18 protein-coding genes are annotated in these 18401 nt (G+C 66.2%); 10 read left to right on the forward strand and 8 right to left on the reverse strand.

All coding sequences use genetic code 11. The annotated features are described in order from the left end of the window. The first annotated feature begins 4 nt into the window (after window positions 1–4). Genes TSA1_RS35320 through TSA1_RS35330 form a run of 3 tightly spaced genes read left to right on the forward strand, consistent with a single transcriptional unit; the run spans window position 5 to window position 3530 of the window. Window positions 5–994: an acetamidase/formamidase family protein gene (locus tag TSA1_RS35320; protein WP_100180342.1), complete on the forward strand. Its 990-nt coding sequence runs from the start codon at window positions 5–7 to the stop codon at window positions 992–994. Window positions 995–1007: 13 nt separating this feature from the next. Beyond that, window positions 1008–2747, forward strand: a complete 1740-nt coding sequence (locus tag TSA1_RS35325) for a nitrilase-related carbon-nitrogen hydrolase (protein ID WP_100180343.1) — start codon at window positions 1008–1010, stop codon at window positions 2745–2747. A gap of 21 nt (window positions 2748–2768) precedes the next feature. Continuing rightward, entirely contained in the window at window positions 2769–3530 is a 762-nt protein-coding gene (locus TSA1_RS35330; RefSeq protein ID WP_100180344.1) for an SDR family NAD(P)-dependent oxidoreductase, read from the forward strand. A 163-nt stretch (window positions 3531–3693) separates the two neighbouring features. Here the strand turns inward: TSA1_RS35330 and TSA1_RS35335 are convergent, their stop codons facing one another. Together TSA1_RS35335 and TSA1_RS35340 are read right to left on the reverse strand one after the other, a co-directional pair. Then, window positions 3694–5061 (reverse strand): amidase, encoded by a 1368-nt coding sequence (locus TSA1_RS35335; RefSeq protein ID WP_100180345.1) that lies wholly within the window; start codon window positions 5059–5061, stop codon window positions 3694–3696. Continuing rightward, entirely contained in the window at window positions 5042–6238 is a 1197-nt protein-coding gene (locus TSA1_RS35340) for an MFS transporter (RefSeq protein ID WP_100180346.1), read from the reverse strand. The genes TSA1_RS35335 and TSA1_RS35340 overlap by 20 nt, the downstream gene beginning before the upstream one ends. A 26-nt stretch (window positions 6239–6264) precedes the next feature. On the opposite strand from TSA1_RS35340, the gene TSA1_RS35345 reads away from it, so the two are divergent. After that, window positions 6265–6600 (forward strand): hydroxyisourate hydrolase, encoded by a 336-nt coding sequence (locus TSA1_RS35345; RefSeq protein WP_174719215.1) that lies wholly within the window; start codon window positions 6265–6267, stop codon window positions 6598–6600. On the opposite strand, the gene TSA1_RS35350 is transcribed toward TSA1_RS35345, so the two are convergent. From TSA1_RS35350 to TSA1_RS35365, 4 genes are read right to left on the reverse strand one after another with little or no spacing between them, the layout of a single operon-like run. Beyond that, complete coding sequence (locus tag TSA1_RS35350; protein ID WP_174719216.1) at window positions 6601–7416, reverse strand: ABC transporter permease; 816 nt, start codon at window positions 7414–7416, stop codon at window positions 6601–6603. Continuing rightward, window positions 7416–8279 carry an ABC transporter permease gene (locus TSA1_RS35355; protein WP_100180349.1) on the reverse strand — a complete coding sequence of 288 codons (864 nt, stop codon included), beginning with the start codon at window positions 8277–8279 and terminating at the stop codon, window positions 7416–7418. The genes TSA1_RS35350 and TSA1_RS35355 overlap by 1 nt, the downstream gene beginning before the upstream one ends. Window positions 8280–8294: 15 nt before the next feature. Next, the gene (locus TSA1_RS35360; protein WP_100180350.1) at window positions 8295–9341 is read right to left on the reverse strand and encodes an ABC transporter substrate-binding protein; all 1047 of its coding nucleotides are present in this window, start codon (window positions 9339–9341) and stop codon (window positions 8295–8297) included. A gap of 29 nt (window positions 9342–9370) precedes the next feature. Then, window positions 9371–10465 carry an ABC transporter ATP-binding protein gene (locus tag TSA1_RS35365; RefSeq protein ID WP_100180351.1) on the reverse strand — a complete coding sequence of 365 codons (1095 nt, stop codon included), beginning with the start codon at window positions 10463–10465 and terminating at the stop codon, window positions 9371–9373. 88 nt (window positions 10466–10553) lie between these two features. Between TSA1_RS35365 and TSA1_RS35370 the strand changes: the two genes are divergently transcribed. Further along, on the forward strand, window positions 10554–11945 hold the full coding sequence (locus TSA1_RS35370) for an amidase (protein ID WP_100180352.1): 1392 nt from the start codon (window positions 10554–10556) through the stop codon (window positions 11943–11945). Here TSA1_RS35370 and TSA1_RS35375 read toward each other — a convergent pair. Both TSA1_RS35375 and TSA1_RS35380 read right to left on the reverse strand, forming a co-directional pair. Then, on the reverse strand, window positions 11942–12691 hold the full coding sequence (locus tag TSA1_RS35375; RefSeq protein ID WP_174719367.1) for an aspartate/glutamate racemase family protein: 750 nt from the start codon (window positions 12689–12691) through the stop codon (window positions 11942–11944). The genes TSA1_RS35370 and TSA1_RS35375 overlap by 4 nt on opposite strands. A 2-nt stretch (window positions 12692–12693) precedes the next feature. Continuing rightward, the gene (locus TSA1_RS35380; RefSeq protein ID WP_100180354.1) at window positions 12694–13401 is read right to left on the reverse strand and encodes a GntR family transcriptional regulator; all 708 of its coding nucleotides are present in this window, start codon (window positions 13399–13401) and stop codon (window positions 12694–12696) included. 198 nt (window positions 13402–13599) lie between these two features. Between TSA1_RS35380 and TSA1_RS35385 the strand changes: the two genes are divergently transcribed. From TSA1_RS35385 to hydA, 5 genes are read left to right on the forward strand one after another with little or no spacing between them, the layout of a single operon-like run. Beyond that, window positions 13600–14604, forward strand: coding sequence for an ABC transporter substrate-binding protein (locus tag TSA1_RS35385; protein WP_100180355.1), 1005 nt, complete (start codon window positions 13600–13602; stop codon window positions 14602–14604). Beyond that, window positions 14588–15439, forward strand: a complete 852-nt coding sequence (locus TSA1_RS35390; protein ID WP_100180356.1) for an ABC transporter permease — start codon at window positions 14588–14590, stop codon at window positions 15437–15439. Before TSA1_RS35385 ends, TSA1_RS35390 begins: the two co-directional genes overlap by 17 nt. Continuing rightward, window positions 15439–16215, forward strand: coding sequence for an ABC transporter ATP-binding protein (locus TSA1_RS35395; protein ID WP_100180357.1), 777 nt, complete (start codon window positions 15439–15441; stop codon window positions 16213–16215). The genes TSA1_RS35390 and TSA1_RS35395 overlap by 1 nt, the downstream gene beginning before the upstream one ends. A 10-nt stretch (window positions 16216–16225) precedes the next feature. Next, the gene (locus TSA1_RS35400; RefSeq protein WP_100180358.1) at window positions 16226–16957 is read left to right on the forward strand and encodes a maleate cis-trans isomerase family protein; all 732 of its coding nucleotides are present in this window, start codon (window positions 16226–16228) and stop codon (window positions 16955–16957) included. 11 nt (window positions 16958–16968) lie between these two features. Then, window positions 16969–18378 carry a dihydropyrimidinase gene (gene hydA, locus TSA1_RS35405; protein WP_174719217.1) on the forward strand — a complete coding sequence of 470 codons (1410 nt, stop codon included), beginning with the start codon at window positions 16969–16971 and terminating at the stop codon, window positions 18376–18378. Window positions 18379–18401 lie beyond the last annotated feature (23 nt).

The following is an 18401-nucleotide window of genomic DNA, read 5'->3' on the forward strand; positions in this document are numbered from 1 at the left end:
AGCAATGGCCTGGCAGAACGAGTCGATCATGGCGCGCAAAGGCGTCGCCAAGGGCGAGCGCGGCAAGGAATACACGATCACCGAAAGCGAGCAGGGCAAGTATCACTATGTGTACGGGCCTTACGTGAATCCGGTGCTGACCGTCGATCCCGGCGCGGTCGTCTCTGCCGAGACGCACGATGCGTTCGAGGGCGCCATCAAGCACGAAACCGACAGTCCGTCGAAGATCCTCAACTTCCCGTTCCTCAATCCGCAGAACGGGCCAATCCATGTCAATGGCGCGGAGAAGGGTGACGTGCTCGCGGTCTACATCGAGAGCATCGTGCCGCGCGGGCCGCAGCCGCGCGGCACCACCGTGATCATGCCGGAGTTCGGCGGCCTGGTCAGCACCGGAAACACGGCGCTGCTCAATCCGGCGCTGCCGGAGCGCGTCAAGAAGCTCGAGATCGACGCCCAGACCGGCACCAAATGGAACGACAAGATCACGCTGCCCTATGAGCCCTTCATCGGCACCATCGGGACCTCGCCGGAGATCGAGGCGATCTCTTCGCTCGTTCCCGATTACTACGGCGGCAACATGGACCTGCCGGACGTCGGCGTCGGCGCCGTCATCTACCTGCCGGTCAACACCACGGGCGCGCTGCTGTATCTCGGCGACTGTCATGCGGCGCAAGGTGACGGCGAGCTCTGCGGCGTCGCCATCGAGCATCCGACCATGACCACGGTGCAGATCGACCTGATCAAGAACTGGACCATCGCCTGGCCGCGGCTGGAAACGAAGGACTTCATCATGACCATCGGCTCGGCGCGGCCGATGGAGGATGCCGCCCGCATCGCCTACCGCGAGCTCTGCCGCTGGATGGCGGCCGATTACGGTTTTGAGGAGATCGACGCCTACATGCTCTTGACCCAGGCCGGACGCATCCGCCTCGGCAACATGGTCGATCCCAAATACACGCTCGGCGCCTCCATCAAGAAATCCTATCTCGTCTGAGGCCGGCCGGATCATGTCCACCAAGCACAAGGTCGCCGCCGTCCAGTTCGAGCCGACCATGTTCGAAAAGGAGCGCAACATCGCGCGCCTGCTCGAACTCTGCGAGCAGGCGGCGGAGGCCGGTGCAGAGCTGATCGTCACGCCGGAGATGGGAACGACCGGTTATTGCTGGTTCGACCGGGCCGAGGTCGCACCGTTCGTCGAGGCCATTCCGGGGCCGACCACGAGCCGCTTTGCGGCGCTGGCGCGCAAGCATGACTGCTACATCGTGGTCGGGATGCCTGAAGTCGATGAGGACGGCATCTACTTCAACACGGCCGTCCTGATCGGGCCCGACGGTATCGTCGGCCGCCACCGCAAGACGCATCCCTATATCTCCGAGCCGAAATGGGCGGCGGCGGGCGACCTGCACAACCAGGTGTTCGAGACGCCGATCGGGCGGATCGCGCTGCTGATCTGCATGGACATCCATTTCGTCGAAACCGCGCGGTTGATGGCGCTCGGCGGCGCGGACGTCATCTGCCACATCTCGAACTGGCTGGCCGAGCGCACGCCGGCGCCATACTGGATCAGCCGCGCCTTCGAAAACAGCTGCTACGTCCTCGAGAGCAACCGCTGGGGGCTCGAGCGCACCGTGCAGTTCAGCGGCGGCAGCTGTGTCATCGCGCCGGACGGGCAGGTGATCGCCGTGCGCGACAGGGGCGACGGTGTGCTGCTGTCGGAGATCGACCTCGACGCCGCGCGGTCGCGCCGCGTGCTTGGCGAGACCGTGTTTGCGCAGCGGCGCCCGGAGCTCTATCCGGAGCTGCTGAGCGATACGTTCAGCTGGAACCCACGCGACTTCTTCGGTCTCTACGGCCATGAGCCGTGGCCGCCCGGTAAGACATCGCGGGTCAGCGTCGCGCAATTTGCGCCGGGCGACGACATCGACCAGAATCTCGCGGAGATCGCGGCGCTCGCGCGCAAGGCCAGCGCCGAAGGCGCGGATCTCGTCGTGTTCCCCGAGCTCGCGGTAACGGGTCTTGGAGATCCCGTGACGTCAGCGCAGCCGATACCCGGTCCGGTGACCGATCGCCTGGAGGAACTCGCCGCGGAACTGGGTCTCTATCTCGTCTGCGGCCTCGCGGAGCGCGCCGGCGACACGCACTACAACAGCGCCTGCCTTGTCGCGCCGGACGGAGACATCTCGGTCTATCGCAAGACGCATCTCACCGCTGACGAGCGAAGCTGGGCCACCGCCGGCGACGGTTGGACCGTCGTCGACACACCGATCGGCCGCATCGGGATGTTGATCGGCCACGACGCCTCGTTTCCGGAGGCGGGCCGGGTGCTGGCGCTGCGCGGCTGCGATCTCATTGCGTGCCCGGCCGCGATCAAGGGGCGCTTCAGTTCGTCGCATGCCGGCACGGAGGTGGTGCAGCCGAAACCGATTCCAACCGGTCCGGATCCGCATCACTGGCATCATTTCCGCGTCCGCGCCGGCGAAAACAACCTGTTCTTCGCCTTCGCCAATGTCGTCGATCCCGAGCGTGGCTATCCTGGCCTGAGCGGTGTGTTCGGCCCCGATACGTTCGCGTTTCCGCGGCGTGAGGCGATCGCGGCGGGCGGCACGGGCCTTGCTACTGTGCTTGTCGACACCACCAATCTCGACAGCGTCTATCCGACCAACGTCGTGCGGCGAAAGGATCTGGTGTCGATGCGCATGCCGCACAGCTATCGCGGATTGGTCAAGGCAGCTGCGACCAACTACTGAACCGAGAAGAGGAATCCGATCATGGATCTGGGACTCAAGGGCGCCAAGGTTCTCGTCACGGGAAGCACCAAGGGGATCGGCCGCGCGATCGCCGAGACATTTGCCACGGAGGGGGCCGACGTCGGCGTGTGCTCCCGCAATCTGGCCGAGGTCGAGAGCACGGTCGCAGCACTCAAGGCCAGGGGCGTGGCCGCCTTTGGCGGTGCGGTCGACGTCGCCGATGCGGCCGTGCTGAAGGCCTGGGTCGAAGATATGGCGGCAAAGCTCGGCGGCATCGACGTCGTCGTCGCCAATGTCAGCGCGCTTGCGATCGGGCAGGACGACGAAAGCTGGGAGAAGGAATTTTCGACCGACATGATGGGTACGGTCCGGCTGGTGAATGCGGCCATGCCCTATCTGGAGAAGAGCGCGGCCGGCGCGATCGTCACCATATCGAGCGTCTCGGGGCGTGAGGTCGATTTCGCCGCCGGCCCCTACGGCACCTTCAAGGCGGCGATCATCCATTACACTCAGGGGCTCGCCAATCAGCTTGCAGGGAAGGGCATCCGCGCCAATTCGGTCTCGCCGGGCAACACCTATTTCGAGGGTGGGGTTTGGAACATGATCAAGGACAACAATCCTGAGCTCTACAAGACCGCGCTGGCGCTCAATCCCATGGGACGGATGGGGACACCGCAGGAAATGGCCAACGCCGTGGTGTTTCTCGCGAGCCGCGCGGCGAGCTTCATCACCGGGACGAACCTCGTTGTCGACGGTGCATTGACGCGCGGCGTCCAGTTCTAGCAAGGGGGCGACCTGGGCGTGCGGGATTTCGCCAGGACGCAAACTCGTTGCCGTCGACCATGTGCGTCACCGCAAGGGGCGGCCGCGATCGCGGAGGGCGTATCGACATCCCTGCCGTAACGGGTACTGACTGCCGCGAGGGCAGCGAAGCGCTGCGCTTGGATTACGTTCGCAATATGGCTTCGATCTCTCGCGCTGCGTCAAGCAGCATACGGTCCCGCCCGCGCGCGGCGATGATCTGAAGGCCGAAAGGAAGGCCGCGCCGATCGGCTCCGCACGGAATCGAAATCGCCGGCAGGCGGGCATGATTGACGAAAGGCGTGAACACCGCGTGGGCACGTGGGCTGGCGGCTTTTCCGCCGATCATGTCGGGGCCGAGCTGCGCCAGTGGCCACGCGACGCATGGGACGGTTGGCGTCAGCAGCAGGTCGATCTCGCCAAAGAGCGCGGCAAAGGCCTTGGCGATTGCAGCGCTTGCAAGCAGCGCTCCGGCCACCTCGGCGCCTGACCATGACAGCCCCCGCTCGATCTGCTTGGCGATATCAGGATCGAAGACGGCCGGTTCCCTGCGAAAGGCCTCTCCATAGAGCGCGGCGAGGCCGGCATGCTGAAGCGGCATGATGGCTTCTTCCGTGGCGCCGGTCGGCCAGACGGGATCGCGTTGCGAAACAGGCAAGCCTGCAGCGGCCAGCCGCGCGACGGCGGACACCAGCCCGTTGGCGACGACGTCATCGACAGCGACATCGAGCCCGAGACGCGGCGAGAAGGCGATGCGCAAGTCCACGATGTCCTGGGCCTCTTGCGCAATGCCGGCGGAATCTGGATCGCGCGGATCGGCGCCCGCCATGGCTTCAAACGCCAGCGCGATGTCGGCGACATCGGCCGCGATCGGTGCGATCACGGAGAGACCGAAGAACGGCTCGGCGAAGCCAGGTCCATAAGGAATTGCGCCGTAGGACGGCTTGAAGCCGGCGACACCGACATGGGCTGGCGGCCTGCGGCTGGAGCCGCCCGCATCGGTCCCGATTGCGAGCGGCACGAGACCGGCAGCGACGGCGACAGCCGGACCACCCGATGAACCACCGGGAGTCAACGCGGGATCGAGCGGGTGCCGCGTTGGCCCGAACAGCGGTGAGGTCGTCACGCCCTTGCTCGCGAACTCCGAGGTTGCCCCGATGCCGACAACGACGGCTCCGGCCTTGCGAAGCCGCTCGATCGCGATCGCATCCTGCGGCGCGATGAAATCGGCGAACAGGCGCGAGCCCTGCGTCACACGCCAGCCAGCGGCCCAGATGTTGTCCTTGACGACGATGGGCACCCCGGCGAGCGGCAGTTTCTCGCCGGCACGCAGGCGATCATCGACAGCGGCGGCATCGGCGAGCGTGCGTGCGGGATCGGTCGTGACCACCGCGTTCAAGGCCTTGGCGGCGTCGATGCGCCCAAGGGCGGCCTTCGCCGCCGCGACGGCGGTCGTCCGCCCGTCGGTGACGTCGGCTGCGATCTCGCGCGCTCTATTGACCGGCTTTGTCATGGCTTCCCCAGATCAGAGCCAATGTGCCGCACAGCGCGAGGCACGCCAAGGCGAAGAAGGCAGCCCCGAGGCCGGCCACACCATCCAGGATCGATACCACGGCCGGCGCGGCCAGCAGGCCGGCATAGGACGCGGTCAGCACCGCGCCGGTGGTCTCGCCGATCCTGTCCTGCGGGGCGAGGCGGGCAATCTCCGCGACAAAAACTCCGTTCCAGCCCGATGCCGTCAGGCCGAATAGGGCCGCGACGGCGAATTGCCCGGTGCGGCCGAGCGATGCGCCATCGAGGCCAAGCAGGGCGGCGCAGAAGGCCATGCCGAGGCCGATGACGATGAGGACCATGCGCGAGGCATCGAGGCGCATGGCGACGTAACCCCAGCCGAGCCGGCCGACGAGGCCCCCGACTTGCGCGCAGGCGAGCGCCATGCCGGCCTCGATATGGCTGAGGCCGAGCTCTCTTGTGCCAAGCGTGACGAAGATCGTGTTGAGCGATACTTGCATGGCGCTGAACGGCATCGAGGCCAGTGCCAGCATCGCGATCCGTCGGTCCGCCGTGACCAGCGCCAGGCGCGCGCGGAGATCGAGCGTCGGGGGCGGGACGACCTTGCCGGCGTAGGCCGGCCGCAGCCGCTCGAACAGCAGGATAGCCAGCAGCGCCAAGGCCGCGACGGCTGCATAGCACCAGGCCGGCCCGAACGCGATGGCGATCGCGGGCAGGGCCAGCGAGCCGCAGACGGCGCCGATCTGATTGCCGGTCTGGCGTACCGAAAAGACGAAGGCGCGCCGTTCGGCGGTGACGAGTCGCGCCAGCAGCGCCGCGCTTGCGGGTGTTTCGGGCCCCATCGCGAGACCGAGGCAGAGACCTGCGGCCAGCAGGGCGGCGCTCGATCCCATCGAAGCCAGCGCCATGCTGATGACGATGGCCGCCGCGCACAGGCTCGCGATCCTGAGCGAGCCGACCCGCGCGATGGAGCCGCCGCCCCAGAACGAGGCGGGAATGCCGACCGCGAACACCGCGCAGGAGAACATCGAGAGCTGCCAGACCTCGATATGGGCGCGGGGCGCGACCACGCCGGGCGCGAACAAGGCCAGCGCCACGAGGGCCTGAAGCGCGGTCATCGCCCCCAGCGCCGGCAGCAACGCGGGCGCTGGCCGAACGGCTGCGTCTGCGTTTATCATGGTGGCGTGCTCATGGGAGGAACATGGTGGCAGGCGGCATTTCCATTCACGGGGTCGACGTGGCGAGCGGGCGCCCGGCGCAAGGCTTGCGCGTCGAGATCTGGCGGATCGATCCGGATTCCCAGCGCATCGCCGACGGGCGACTCGGCGCCAACGGGGTGCTCGATCATGCCGTTGCGCAAGGCGCCGGCGTGACGGCAGGCGAGTACGAGGTGCTGTTTCATCTCGGCGAGTTCTTTGGCGAGCGGGACGGCTTCCTGACCGTGACGCCGTTCCGCTTCCGCATCAAGAACGTTGACGAGCATTTTCACCTGCCGCTGAAATTCACGCGCTGGGGCTATTCGCTGTTCCGCGGCGCCTGATCAGTTGGTCAGCCGCCGCGACAGGCCGGTGACGCGCTCCATGACCGCGACCAGCGCGACGGTGGCGATGATCAGCACGCCCGACAGCGCGGCGATGGTGACGTCGAGCTTGCCTTCGAGATCCTGCCACATCCGGATCGGCAGCATGTCGGTGGCGGCATCGCGCAGGAATAGCGACACCGGCACGTTGTCGAACGACGACATGAAGGCGATGAAGGCGCCAGCAATGATGCCGGGCCGGATCAGCGGCAGCACGATGCGACGGAACGTGTAGAGGCGGCTCGCGCCGAGCACCGCCGAGCTTTCCAGCAGCGTCGGCTCGAGCTGGGCCAGCGCCGCCACCGTATTGCGCACGACATAGGGCACGCAGACCACGGTGTGGCCGATCACCAGGGTCAGCGGCGACACCGGCAGGCCGACCAGCGAGAACAGCATCAGCGCGGCCAGACCAAAAGCCAGCGCAGGCAGGACCAGCGGCGACATGAAGAGGGAATCGAGCAGCCGCGCCGACAAGGCCTGCGAGCGCGAGATCGCGAGCGCCGCGGCGACGCCGAGGGCGACGGACAGGCCCGTCGCCCACAGCGCCACGATGAGGCTGTTCTTCGCGGCGAAGTGCAGCTGCCAGGCGTCCCAGAGCTCGGCGTACCAGCGCAGCGAATAGCCCGGCGGCGGGAATTTCAGTGAGAAGCCGCTGGTGAAGGAGACGATCAGGACGACGAGCGACGGCGCGATGATCAGGATGAGCGCGATGATCGCGATCAATGTCATGACCAATTCGAAGCTGAACGCCTCAAGGGTGCGCTTGCGGCCAGCCATCATGCGCCTCCATAGCCCCGCGACAGACGGCCGAGCGTGGTGAAGACCGACACGACCGCGAGCACGGCCAGCAGGAAGATGATCGAGATCGCCGACGCGAACGGCCAGTTCTGCAGCGTCGAGGCCTGCTGATAGAGATACATCGGCATGAACAGCATCTGCCCGCCGCCGACCAGCGACTGGGTGATGAAGGCCGTGATGGCGGCGGCATAGGTCAGCGTGCAGCCGGCGATTACGCCGGGCAGCGACAATGGCAGCACGACCCGGAAGAAGGTGCGCCAGCTCCCCGCGCCGAGCGAGCAGGAGGCATCGTCGAGATTGGGATCGATGCGGCCGAGCGCGGTGATCAGCGGCAGCGTCATCAGCGGCATCTGCACCTGCGCCAGCGCGATCACGACGCCGAACTGGGTGTAGAGCAGCTTCAGGGGCGTATCGATGATCCCGAGGGACTGCAGCGTCGCGTTGATGATGCCCTGGCGGCCCAGGATCACGATCCAGGCGAAGGTGCGCACCACAACGCTGGTCAAAAGCGGCAGCAGCACGATCAGGATGATGACGGTCTGAAGCTTGGGCCCGACCCGCTGATAGAGCCAGGCGATGGGAAAGCCGAGCACGAGACAGACGGCCGTCACCTCGGCCCCCAGCAGCAGCGTCGAGCCGAGCACGCTGAGGCTGAAGGGATCGGTCAGGAAGTGCAGGTACTGGCCGAGCCCCCAATGGAGCCCGGCCGTGTCGTTGTGCAGCGAGAGCCAGAACAGTTGCAGCAGCGGCGCGACGAAGAACAGCAGGAAGAACAACGCCAGCGGCGCTGCCAATCCCATTCCATAGGACGTGACGTCCCGTGATGCCGGTGCCGTGCCCATCGTCAGGTCCTTGCGCTAGATCTTGATCTCGCGGTTGAAGCGCTCGATCCAGGCCGAGCGCTGCTCGTTGATCTTCTTCCAGTCCTGGAACACGAACTTCTTCTTCAGCTCGGCAGTGTCCTTGGCGAGCACGCGCGCGATTTCGCCGCCCATCGTCACCTTGGAGTTGGTCGGCACGATCAGATAAGGCGGATTCATCAGGGTGGTCTGCACCTCCGGGGTCAGCGCTGCCTCGATCAGCTTGAAGGCGAGCTCGCGGTTCGGCGAGTTCTTGACGATGTGGATCGTGGTCTTGAAGGCGATGGCGCCTTCCTTCGGCGCCACGAACTCGACCGGCACGCCGCGCGCTTTCAGAATCTGGATGGCGTTGAAATTGCCGGGCGAGATGTCGATCTGGCCCTGCTGGAACAGGGTCGCGAGCGCGCCAGGATTGGCGGCCACCGCGGCGAGATTGGGCTTGAGTTCCTCCAGCGCCTTGAAGCCGGGATCGACATTGGCTTCCGAGCCGCCGCGCATCTTGGCGATCTCGACCAGCCAGCCGGTGCCGAGCGTCGAGTTGAGGTTGGTGATGCCGACGCGGCCCTTGAACTCGGGCTTCCAGAGATCGGCCCAGGAGGTCGGCGGCGTCTTGACGGCTTCCGGGTTATAGGTAAGGCCGACGACCTGGAAGAACGGGGCGGGGCCCATCGGCTCCTGCGCTTCGGCGATCAGGTCCTTGTAATAGGCGCTCTTCTCGACCGGATAGGGCTCGACCAGGTCCTGGCCGATCGCGACGAGGGCAGGGCCGGGATCGTGCAGCATGACGTCGATCGGCGGATTGGCTTTCGCGGCATTCACCTTCGCGATCTGGTCGACCGAGAGCATGGGGTCGAGCACGATCGCGGCATCGGCGTTGGCCTTGCGAAAGGCCGGCACCAGCACGGCCTTGTGCGCTTCCTCCCAGCTCCCGGTGAAGGTCGCAAACACCAGCGGGCGGGCCTGGGCAAAGCTCAGCCCGGGAAACGCCTTCATGGCCCCGAGCGTGAGGGCGGTCGTCATCAGGCTGCGGCGATTGAGGATCATGTCGAACTCCGTGTGGACAATGACAGGAACTAAAGCGTTGCGGGAAATGCGTTGGCGAGCGAAGGGGCGAGTGGTGCGAGGCGCACGGCGGCGCCGCTCTCCAGCGCGCGCGTCTCGCCGATGCGCGCCTGGGAGATCTTGACGCCGGAGCCGTCTGCGGTGGTGACCTCGTGCACGACGGTGGCCCCGAGCGGCAAGGACATGCCGACCACGCCGGCAAAGCCAGTCTCGTCGCCGACGAACTGCAGATGTTCGGGCCTGATGCACACGGTGACGCGGCCCCCCTCGGTGAGGGCGCCGGCGGCGGGCCGCGCGATGATCTCCGCGCCGGCGTCGAGGCGCACCTTTGCTGCGGTGCGATCCGCCGAGACCACGATTCCGGGCATGCGGTTGGTCGAGCCGACAAAGGTATTCACGAACAGCGTCTGCGGGCGGTCGTAGACGTCGGACGGCGAGCCGAACTGCTCGAGCTTGCCGTGGCTCAGCACAGCGACGCGATCGGCCATCGAGAGGGCTTCCTCCTGGTCGTGGGTCACGATCAGCGTGGTGATGCCGGAGACGCGCTGCAGCCGCTTGACCTCGATCTGCATGTCCAGGCGCAAATTCTTGTCGAGTGCGGCAAAGGGCTCGTCGAGCAGCAGGATCGACGGCTTGATCGCGAGCGCGCGGGCGAGCGCGACGCGTTGCTGCTGGCCGCCGGAGAGTTGCCGCGGCAGCCGTTCGGCCATGGTCGGCAGCTGCACCAGCTCCAGCAGGCGCTGGGCCTCGCGCTGGCGCGTCGCCTTGTCGACGCCGCGGGCAGCGAGGCCGTAGCCGACATTCTCGCTGATGCTGAGATGCGGGAATAGCGCGTAGTTCTGGAACACGATGCCGACCGCGCGGCGGTTCGGCGGCAGCGCATCGACGATGTCGTCGCCGATGATGATGCGCCCTTGGGTCTGCGCGATGAAGCCGGCGATGATGCGCAGCAGGGTGGTCTTGCCGCAGCCGGATGGGCCGAGCAGGGCGATGATCTCGCCGCCCTTGATGTCCAGATTGATGTTCTCGACCGCGAGCGCGCCGCTCGGGTAGCGGTGGGTGACGGCGTCGACGACGAGCGAACGTCCGCCTTGCGCTTCAGCCATGGTGTTGCCTCCCGTTGCCCCTAAGGAGAAAGCAAGTCTCGTGCCCGGCGCGGTCGCTTTTTGCGGTGTGTTTTGGCATTGTAGTCCGATGACCTCGGATCAATCGATTTGCGACCTCACCGCCACAATTCTCGCGCGCGCCATTGCGAAGGGCGAGCTGTCCTCGCGTGACGTCGTCGAGGCGCATCTGGCGCGGATTGCGGATCAGGATGCGCAACTGGCGGCGTTCGTGACTGTTGATGCGGACGGTGCCCGCCGTGCGGCGGACATCTGCGACGCGGCGGCTTCGCCGACCGGCCCGCTGCATGGGGTGCCCGTCGCAATCAAGGATCTTACCGACACCGCGGGGCTTGCGACCACCTGCGGTTCGGTTCTGTTTCGCGACCACGTGCCGGTCGAGGACGATCTCGTGGTCGCGCGGCTGCGGCGCGCCGGTGCGATCATCCTGGGGAAGACCAACACGCCGGAGTTCGGCTTTGGCGCGGTCTGCACCAACAAATTGTGCGGGCCGACGCGCAATCCGTTCGATCGCGCGCTGACCTCGGGCGGATCGTCCGGCGGCTCTGCCGTCGCGGTCGCGGCCGGCATGGTGCCGCTGGCGCACGGCACCGATTTCGGCGGCTCCGTGCGTACGCCCGCAAGCTTCTGCGACGTTGCCTCGATCCGGCCGACGCCCGGCCGTATCCCGTCGCCGCGCCGGCCACTCGGTTGGGACATGCTGGCCAGCCACGGTTTTCTTGCCCGCGGCGTCGATGATCTCGAACTGGCGCTGTCGGTCTGCGCTGGTAGCGACGCGAACGATCCGATCTCGACCGGCATCTGCAATGACGATCGGCCGCTCGCAGTACGCCCCCGGATCGCCGTGACAGCTGATTTCGGCGTGGCGCCCGTTTCGCGCGACGTTGGTGCACGTTTTGCTGCCGCCTGCGACGCGCTCGCTGGTGTTGCGGATCTGATGCCGTTTTCGCCCGATTGCAGCGGCGCTATCGAGACCTTCCGCACGTTGCGCGCCGCGCACATCGCCAACAGCTATGGCGAATTGCTGCGGACGCGCCGTGCCGAGCTCACACCCACCGTGATCTGGAACATCGAGGCGGGCGCCAAGCTCACGGCGGAGGATTACCTCAACGCCGAGCGGCGGCGCACCGCGATCTACCGCAGCTTTCGCGAGCTGTTCGCGCGCGCCGATTTCCTGATTGCGCCAGCGGCTTCGGTCTTGCCCTGGCCGAACGAGGTCAGTGACGTCACCGCGATCGACGGCGCAGCCATGGAAACCCCGATCGACTATCTCGCCGTCACCTTCATCGTGTCGCTGGTCGGCTTCCCGGTCCTGACCTTGCCGGTGCGGCGGGGGGAGGACGAACTGCCCTTCGGCATCCAGATCATCGCGCCACCGGGCTGCGAATCCCGCCTGTTTGCCTTCGGCCGTGCCATCGAAAACGAATTGGGCTTCTCGCATCGCCGGCCGAAGCTCCCCTAGCTGTCGCGATGCTCGAGCCGGGCGGCGAGCGCGCCGGCAAGACCGATGGTGGGTTTGGCAGCGGGCCGGCGGTACGTGCCCGCCGTGGCCTTGCGTAGGCTCAAGGCCACCAACGCCTCGGCCTGCTTCACGGCGGCAACGACCTGGTCGACGACGGGGACGGGGATCCGGTCGGCGACGCGTTCGGCAAGGCCCGAGAGCGGCGCGCCTGCGAAGATCAGGACATCGGCCTCGTCTTCGACGATGGCGCGGTGCGCGAGGTCGACGAGCAGATCCTCCTTCTCGGTGCCGACCTCAGAAATCGCCTTGAACGGCGTATCGAGCATGCGGATGCCGGCGCAGCGCTCCCGCAGGCCGTGGTCGCGGACGCACTCTTCGTACCAGGGCCCGAGTGCCTGGGCGAAGGTGACAATGCCAAAGCGCCGTCCGGCCATGCAGGCGGTCAGCATCGCGGCTTCGGCCATGCCCACCACGGGAATGTCAAAAGTCTCGCGCGCAGCGAACAGGCCGGGATCGCCGAACGCTGCAATGATCGCAGCATCGACCTTGGTGTGCTGCTCGGCCAGCATCTCCAGCGCGATGGCGCCGCCGATCTGCGCCTCGGTTCGCGTCGCGATATAGGGCACGCCGCGTGTCGCGGTGCAGGGGATGATCTCAGTGTCGGGCGCGGCCGCGCGCTGCCCGACATCGCTCATCAACTGGGTGACCCCTGTGCTGGTGTTGGGATTGAGCAGCAGCAGCTTCATGGTCATGCCGCCGTCAGTTTTGGCTTGGGCGCGAGCGTTTCGAGCAGCGCGGTGCCGGTCTGGCGGACATGGGCGCCGAGCAGGCGTCCTGCCGCCTCGCTGTCACGCGCCTCGAGCGCGGCGAGGATACCGGCGTGTTCGTCGACCGAATTGCTCCAGCGCTTGTCGGCACCCAGGGCCAGATAGCGTGCACGCTCGGCGCGGGAAATCAGTGTCTCGTGCGCTTCGCGGAGCGGCGTGTTGCGCGCCATCCGGACGATGGTGTTGTGGATTTCGCCGTTGATGGCAAAATAATCGTCGAGCTTGCCGTTGCGGTGATGCCCCTCCATCCGGGTCTGAAGCGTCCGCAGGCGGGCGAGGTCGCGTTCGGTCGCGCGCTCGGCGGCAAGCTCTGCGGCCAGCCGTTCGATCCCCGCGAGCGCCTCGAACAACTCCGAGATGCCGGCGATCGCGATGTCGGCGATGCGCGGGCTGCGGTTGGGGCGAAGCTCGATCAACCCTTCGGCCGCGAGCACCTTCATGGCTTCACGAAGGGGGGTACGGGACACGCCCAGCTCCTTCGACAGCCTCGTCTCCTGGGTCTGCGAGCCCGGCGCCAGCTCGCCGCGAATGATCATCGTCCGCATCCGCGCGGCGGCGCGCTCATGCAAGCCCATCCTCTTGAGTTTGGGCGATTTTCGGCCCTTCGGGGTTTCCGACTTCTGCTGCACGCGCGCCTCGTTGCTTCAGTTCATCCTAGCCGTTTCCGGCCGCTTTGCTTGCCCAAAATACCGACGCATGTCGCTGAAAACAATGGCATAGCGCGCAAATTGTATGCAGCATGCAGAATCCCCGTTGCGCTGCCGCGAAGGCCGACCGATGATCTCCCGAGACGCGCGAGGTCTCGCGCCTTCGAAACGGAGTGAGCAATGCGGACGAGTTTGCGAATGGGCCTCGTGGTGATGGCCGCGATATTGGGCGGAGGCGACCTCGCCATTGCGCAGACCGCGAAGATCAAGCTCGGCTACGCCAAATGCGCGCACTGCCTGCCGATGTCGCTGATCCCGGGCATGGCCAAGGGTGTCGAGGTCGAGGCCACCGGCTTCAACTCGGGCAACGACGTGCTCACCGCCCTGATCTCGAAGAGCATCGACGTCGCGCAGGTTACCTACCTCCATTACATCACCGCGCTCGACAAGGGCTTTGACGTCGTCGCCGTGTCCGGCCAGATCAACGGCGGCTCGGAATGTCTCTCCTCTGCGAAGCTGAACCTGCCGCCCGACGATTGGACCGCGTTCAAGGCCGTCGTCGCCAAGGGCAGGAGCGACGGTCAGCTGCTGAAGGTCGCGGCCTCCCGCGGCAACGCGCAGGACATCCACATGCGCGGCGCATTCCTCAAGCAGGGTGTCGATCCCAACAAGGACATCCAGTTCATCAACATCCCCAACCCTTCCGACCATCTTGCAGCGCTCCAACGCGGCGAGGTCGACATGATCTGCTCGGTCGAGCCATTCGCCTCGCAGATCCGGCTCGCCGGTGCCGGCAAGCACTTCGTGCTGCCGTACGACCAGGCGGCCGGCAATCTGACCAATTTGATCGTGACGCGCTCTGACGTCATCGCCAGCCAGCGCGCTGGTGTTCAGGGCGTCGTCAGCGCCGTGGTCGAGCTCGACAACAAGTTGGTCGCCGACAAGACGCCGTGGATCGACGTCATCAACAAGCTGACCGGCCTCGATAAGAACGTGGCGGCGGAGGCGCTGAAGAACGCTTCGCCCGATCCTGCGATCCACCGGTCGCAAACGCTCGCGATCGCCGCCATGATGCGCGACCTCAAATACATCCAGAAGGACGTCTCCGCGGAAGCGGAGAAAAACATGGACTATTCGTTCCTGGAGCAGGCCACCGGAAAGGCCAAGAATGACCTCGGTTACTGACGTCTCGCCCGCAAGGCCTGCGCTTCGGCTGACGCGGGCGATCCAGGGGCTCGAACGCCTGATCGTGCCGGCGCTGCTGATTGCAGGCTGGGAGGCTTTTGCCCGCAGCGGCGTGCTTCCGCCCGCGCTGCTGCCGGCGCCGAGCGCCGTGCTGCACGCGCTCGGCGACTGGGTGTTCGGCTTCGACGAGACCACGCAGACCTATTCCGGACACTGGCTGCGCGATGCGCTCGCCAGCGCTTTGCGTGTGTTCGGCGGCTTTGCGCTGGCGAGCTTGCTCGGCATCCTCGCCGGTGTCGCGATCGGCTGGTCGCGCCTGTTCGAGAAGACGCTGGAGCCGACGCTGCAGATGCTGCGGCCGATCCCGCCGGTGTCCTGGATTCCGCTCGCCATCATCTGGTTCGGCATCGCCGACAAGCCGGCGATCTTCCTCGTTTTCCTGGGTGCTTTCTTCCCCGTGCTGATGAACGCGATCCATGGCGTGAAGACCGTGGACCATAATCTGGTCCGCGCGGGCGCGATGATGGGTGCGAACGGGCGGCAGATGTTGACCGACATCGTGCTTCCGGCGGCGCTGCCCTCGATCTTTGCGGGTCTGCGCATCGCGGTCGGCTCGGCCTGGATGCTGACGGTCACGGCCGAGATGGTCGCGGTCAAGAGCGGCCTCGGCTACGTGCTGTGGGACTCTTACTACTTCCTGCGCTACGACATCGTGCTGGCGGCAATGATCTCGATCGGGCTGCTCGGCTATCTCACCGACCTCGGCCTCAAGGCGATCATGGCGCGCACGCTGCGCTGGCAGCAGACGACCACCGTGCAGGGCAGGGCAGGCTGATGGCGGCAATCGAGCTTCGCAACATCGTCAAGGTATTCTCCGACAAGCGGCGCGGCCGCGACCTCCTGACGCTGGACAACATCAATCTCGACATCGAGGCCAACGACTTCGTCTGCCTGCTCGGCCCGTCCGGCTGCGGCAAGTCGACACTCCTGAACATCATCGCCGGCTTCGAGCAGGCAACCTCCGGGCGGACGCTGGTTGGCGGCAAGCAGGTGGAGCGGCCGGGCTCCGACCGCGGCGTCGTGTTTCAGCAGCCGACCCTGATGCCGTGGCTGACCGCGATCGACAACATCGCCTTCCATCTCAAGCTCAAGGGCGTCGCCAAAGCCGAACGGCACGACCGCGCCATGGAGTTCATCGATCTCGTCGGCCTGCGAGGTTTCGAGCACCATCATCCCTCCGAGATGTCCGGCGGCATGAACCAGCGGGTCGGCATCGCCCGGGCGCTGCTCATGAACCCCAGCGTCATCCTGATGGACGAGCCGTTTGCTGCGCTGGACGCCCAGACCAAGCTCGAAATGCAGGAGGAACTGGTCGCGATCTGGCAGAAACGGCGCTGCACCATCGTATTCGTCACCCACAGCGTCGACGAGGCGCTGGTGCTCGGCAACAAGATCGTGGTGATGACCAAGAGGCCGGGCCGCATCCGCGAGGCCGTCAATTTCGACCTGCCGCGCCCGCGCGACATCACCAGCCCCGAATTCAACGACGCCAAGCGCCACGTCCTGTCCCTGATCCGGGAGGAGTCGACGCGGCTTGCGCAGGCGTCGTAAGGTTAAGGCCATGCGCAAGCGTCTCGGCATGATCACGCCGTCCTCCAACTCGGTGCTCGAGCCCGTCACCAGCGCGATGCTCGCTGGCGTGCCTGATGTCACCGCCCATTTCTCGCGCTTCCGCGTCACCGAGATTGCGCTCGATACCGCGGCGCTGAACCAGTTCGACGCCTCGGTGATGCTGCCGGCGGCGGACTTGCTGGCCGACGCAAAAGTCGATGCCATCGCCTGGAACGGCACCTCCGCGAGCTGGCTCGGCATCGGCCGCGACCGGAGCCTGTGCGAGGCGATCGCGGCGCGCACGGGCGTACCCGCGACGACATCCACGCTCGCCTGCATCGATGCCGCGCGCGCGCTCGGTGCGAGACGCATCGGTTTGGTCTCGCCCTATACCGATGACGTGCAGCGGCGGATCGGCGATGTCTGGTCCGAGGAGGGCGTTGCCCCGTCCGCCGAGCGGCATCTGGGCCTGCGCGACAATTTCTCCTTCGGCGAGGTTGCGCCTGCGACCATCGCGGACATGATCCGCGCGGTGGCGTTGGAAGGTGCCGACGCGATTGTTATCCTTTGCACCAATCTCGACGGGGCCGCGCTTGCGGCTTCGCTCGAACGGGAATTGAACATTGCCGTGCTCGATTCGGTCGCGGTGACGTTGTGGCGAACCCTTGAGCTGGCCGGAGGGGACATCTCCGCTCTTGCGCCGTGGGGCCGGATCTTCCAGACACCAGCGGTCATCAAGTAACGGAGGCGCCTGTGACCCAGCTCGATCTCGCCATTCGCGGCGGCACCATCGTGACGGCCAGCGACGAGTTCCGCGCCGACATCGGCATTCGCGACGGTCGCATCGTCAGCATTGCCGATCATCTCGAAGGTGCTGCGCGCGAGATCGACGCGACCGGCCTGCTGGCACTGCCGGGCGGCATCGACAGCCATGTCCACATCTCCCAGCCCTCCGGCCCCGACGTCGTGATGGCCGACGATTTCGCCTCGGCCACGCGCGCAGCAGCGGCCGGCGGCAACACCATGGTGCTGCCGTTCGCGCTGCAGGAGAAGGGCACCTCGCTGCGCACCTGCGTGGAGAACTACCGCAAACTCGCGGAAGGTGAGTGCTATATCGACACTGCGTTCCACCTCATCATCTCCGATCCGACCGCGGTCGTGCTCGGGCAGGAGCTGCCGGCCCTGGTCAAGGACGGCTACACCTCTTTCAAGGTGTTCATGACCTATGACGACCTCGTGCTCAGCGACAAGCAGCTGCTCGAGGTGTTCGAGGTCGCGCGCCGCGAGGAGGCGCTGGTCATGGTCCATTGCGAGGGCTACGATGCCATCCGCTTCCTGACCTCGAAGCTCGAACGCGAGGGCCACATCGCGCCTTATTATCACGGCGTGTCGCGGCCGCAGGCGGTCGAGCGCGAGGCGACGCATCGCGCCATCAGCCATGCCGAGGTGATCGGCGTGCCCATCATGATCGTGCATGTCTCCGGGCGCGAGGCGATGGAGCAGGTGCGCTGGGCGCAGCAGCGCGGCCTGCCTGTTCATGCCGAGACCTGCCCGCAATACATCACGCTGACGGCCGACGACATGAAGGGCCTGAACATGGACATCACGGGCGCGAAGTACGTCTGCTCGCCGCCGCCGCGCGATGCCGAGAGCCAGCAGGCGATCTGGGAGGGCATCACCACAGGCGTGTTCCAGACCTTCTCGTCCGATCACTGCCCGTTCCGCTACGATGACCCCAGGGGTAAGCTGACGCCGAACGCCCGCACCTCGTTCCGCTGGGTGCCGAACGGCATTCCCGGCGTCGAGACGCGGCTGCCGATCCTGTTCTCGGAAGGCGTCTCGAAGGGACGCATCACGCTGCAAAGGTTCGTCGAGTTGACGGCGACCAACCACGCGAGGATCTACGGCCTCTATCCGCGCAAGGGCTCAATCGGCGTCGGCTTCGATGCCGATATCGTGCTGTGGGACCCCAGGCTGAAGAAGAAGATTCAGCAGGCCGATCTTCACCATGGCGCGGACTATACGCCCTGGGAAGGCTTTGACGTCACCGGTTGGCCCGTCACCACCATCGCCCGCGGGCGGGTCGTGTACGACCAGGGCGAGATCGTCGGCGACAAGGGCGCAGGCGAGGTGCTGAGCCGCGGCAAGTCGAGCCTGATCTGATCAGGCGCGGATCGCTTGGCGCC

The sequence above is a fragment of the Bradyrhizobium nitroreducens genome (assembly GCF_002776695.1).
Lineage (GTDB): Bacteria > Pseudomonadota > Alphaproteobacteria > Rhizobiales > Xanthobacteraceae > Bradyrhizobium > Bradyrhizobium nitroreducens.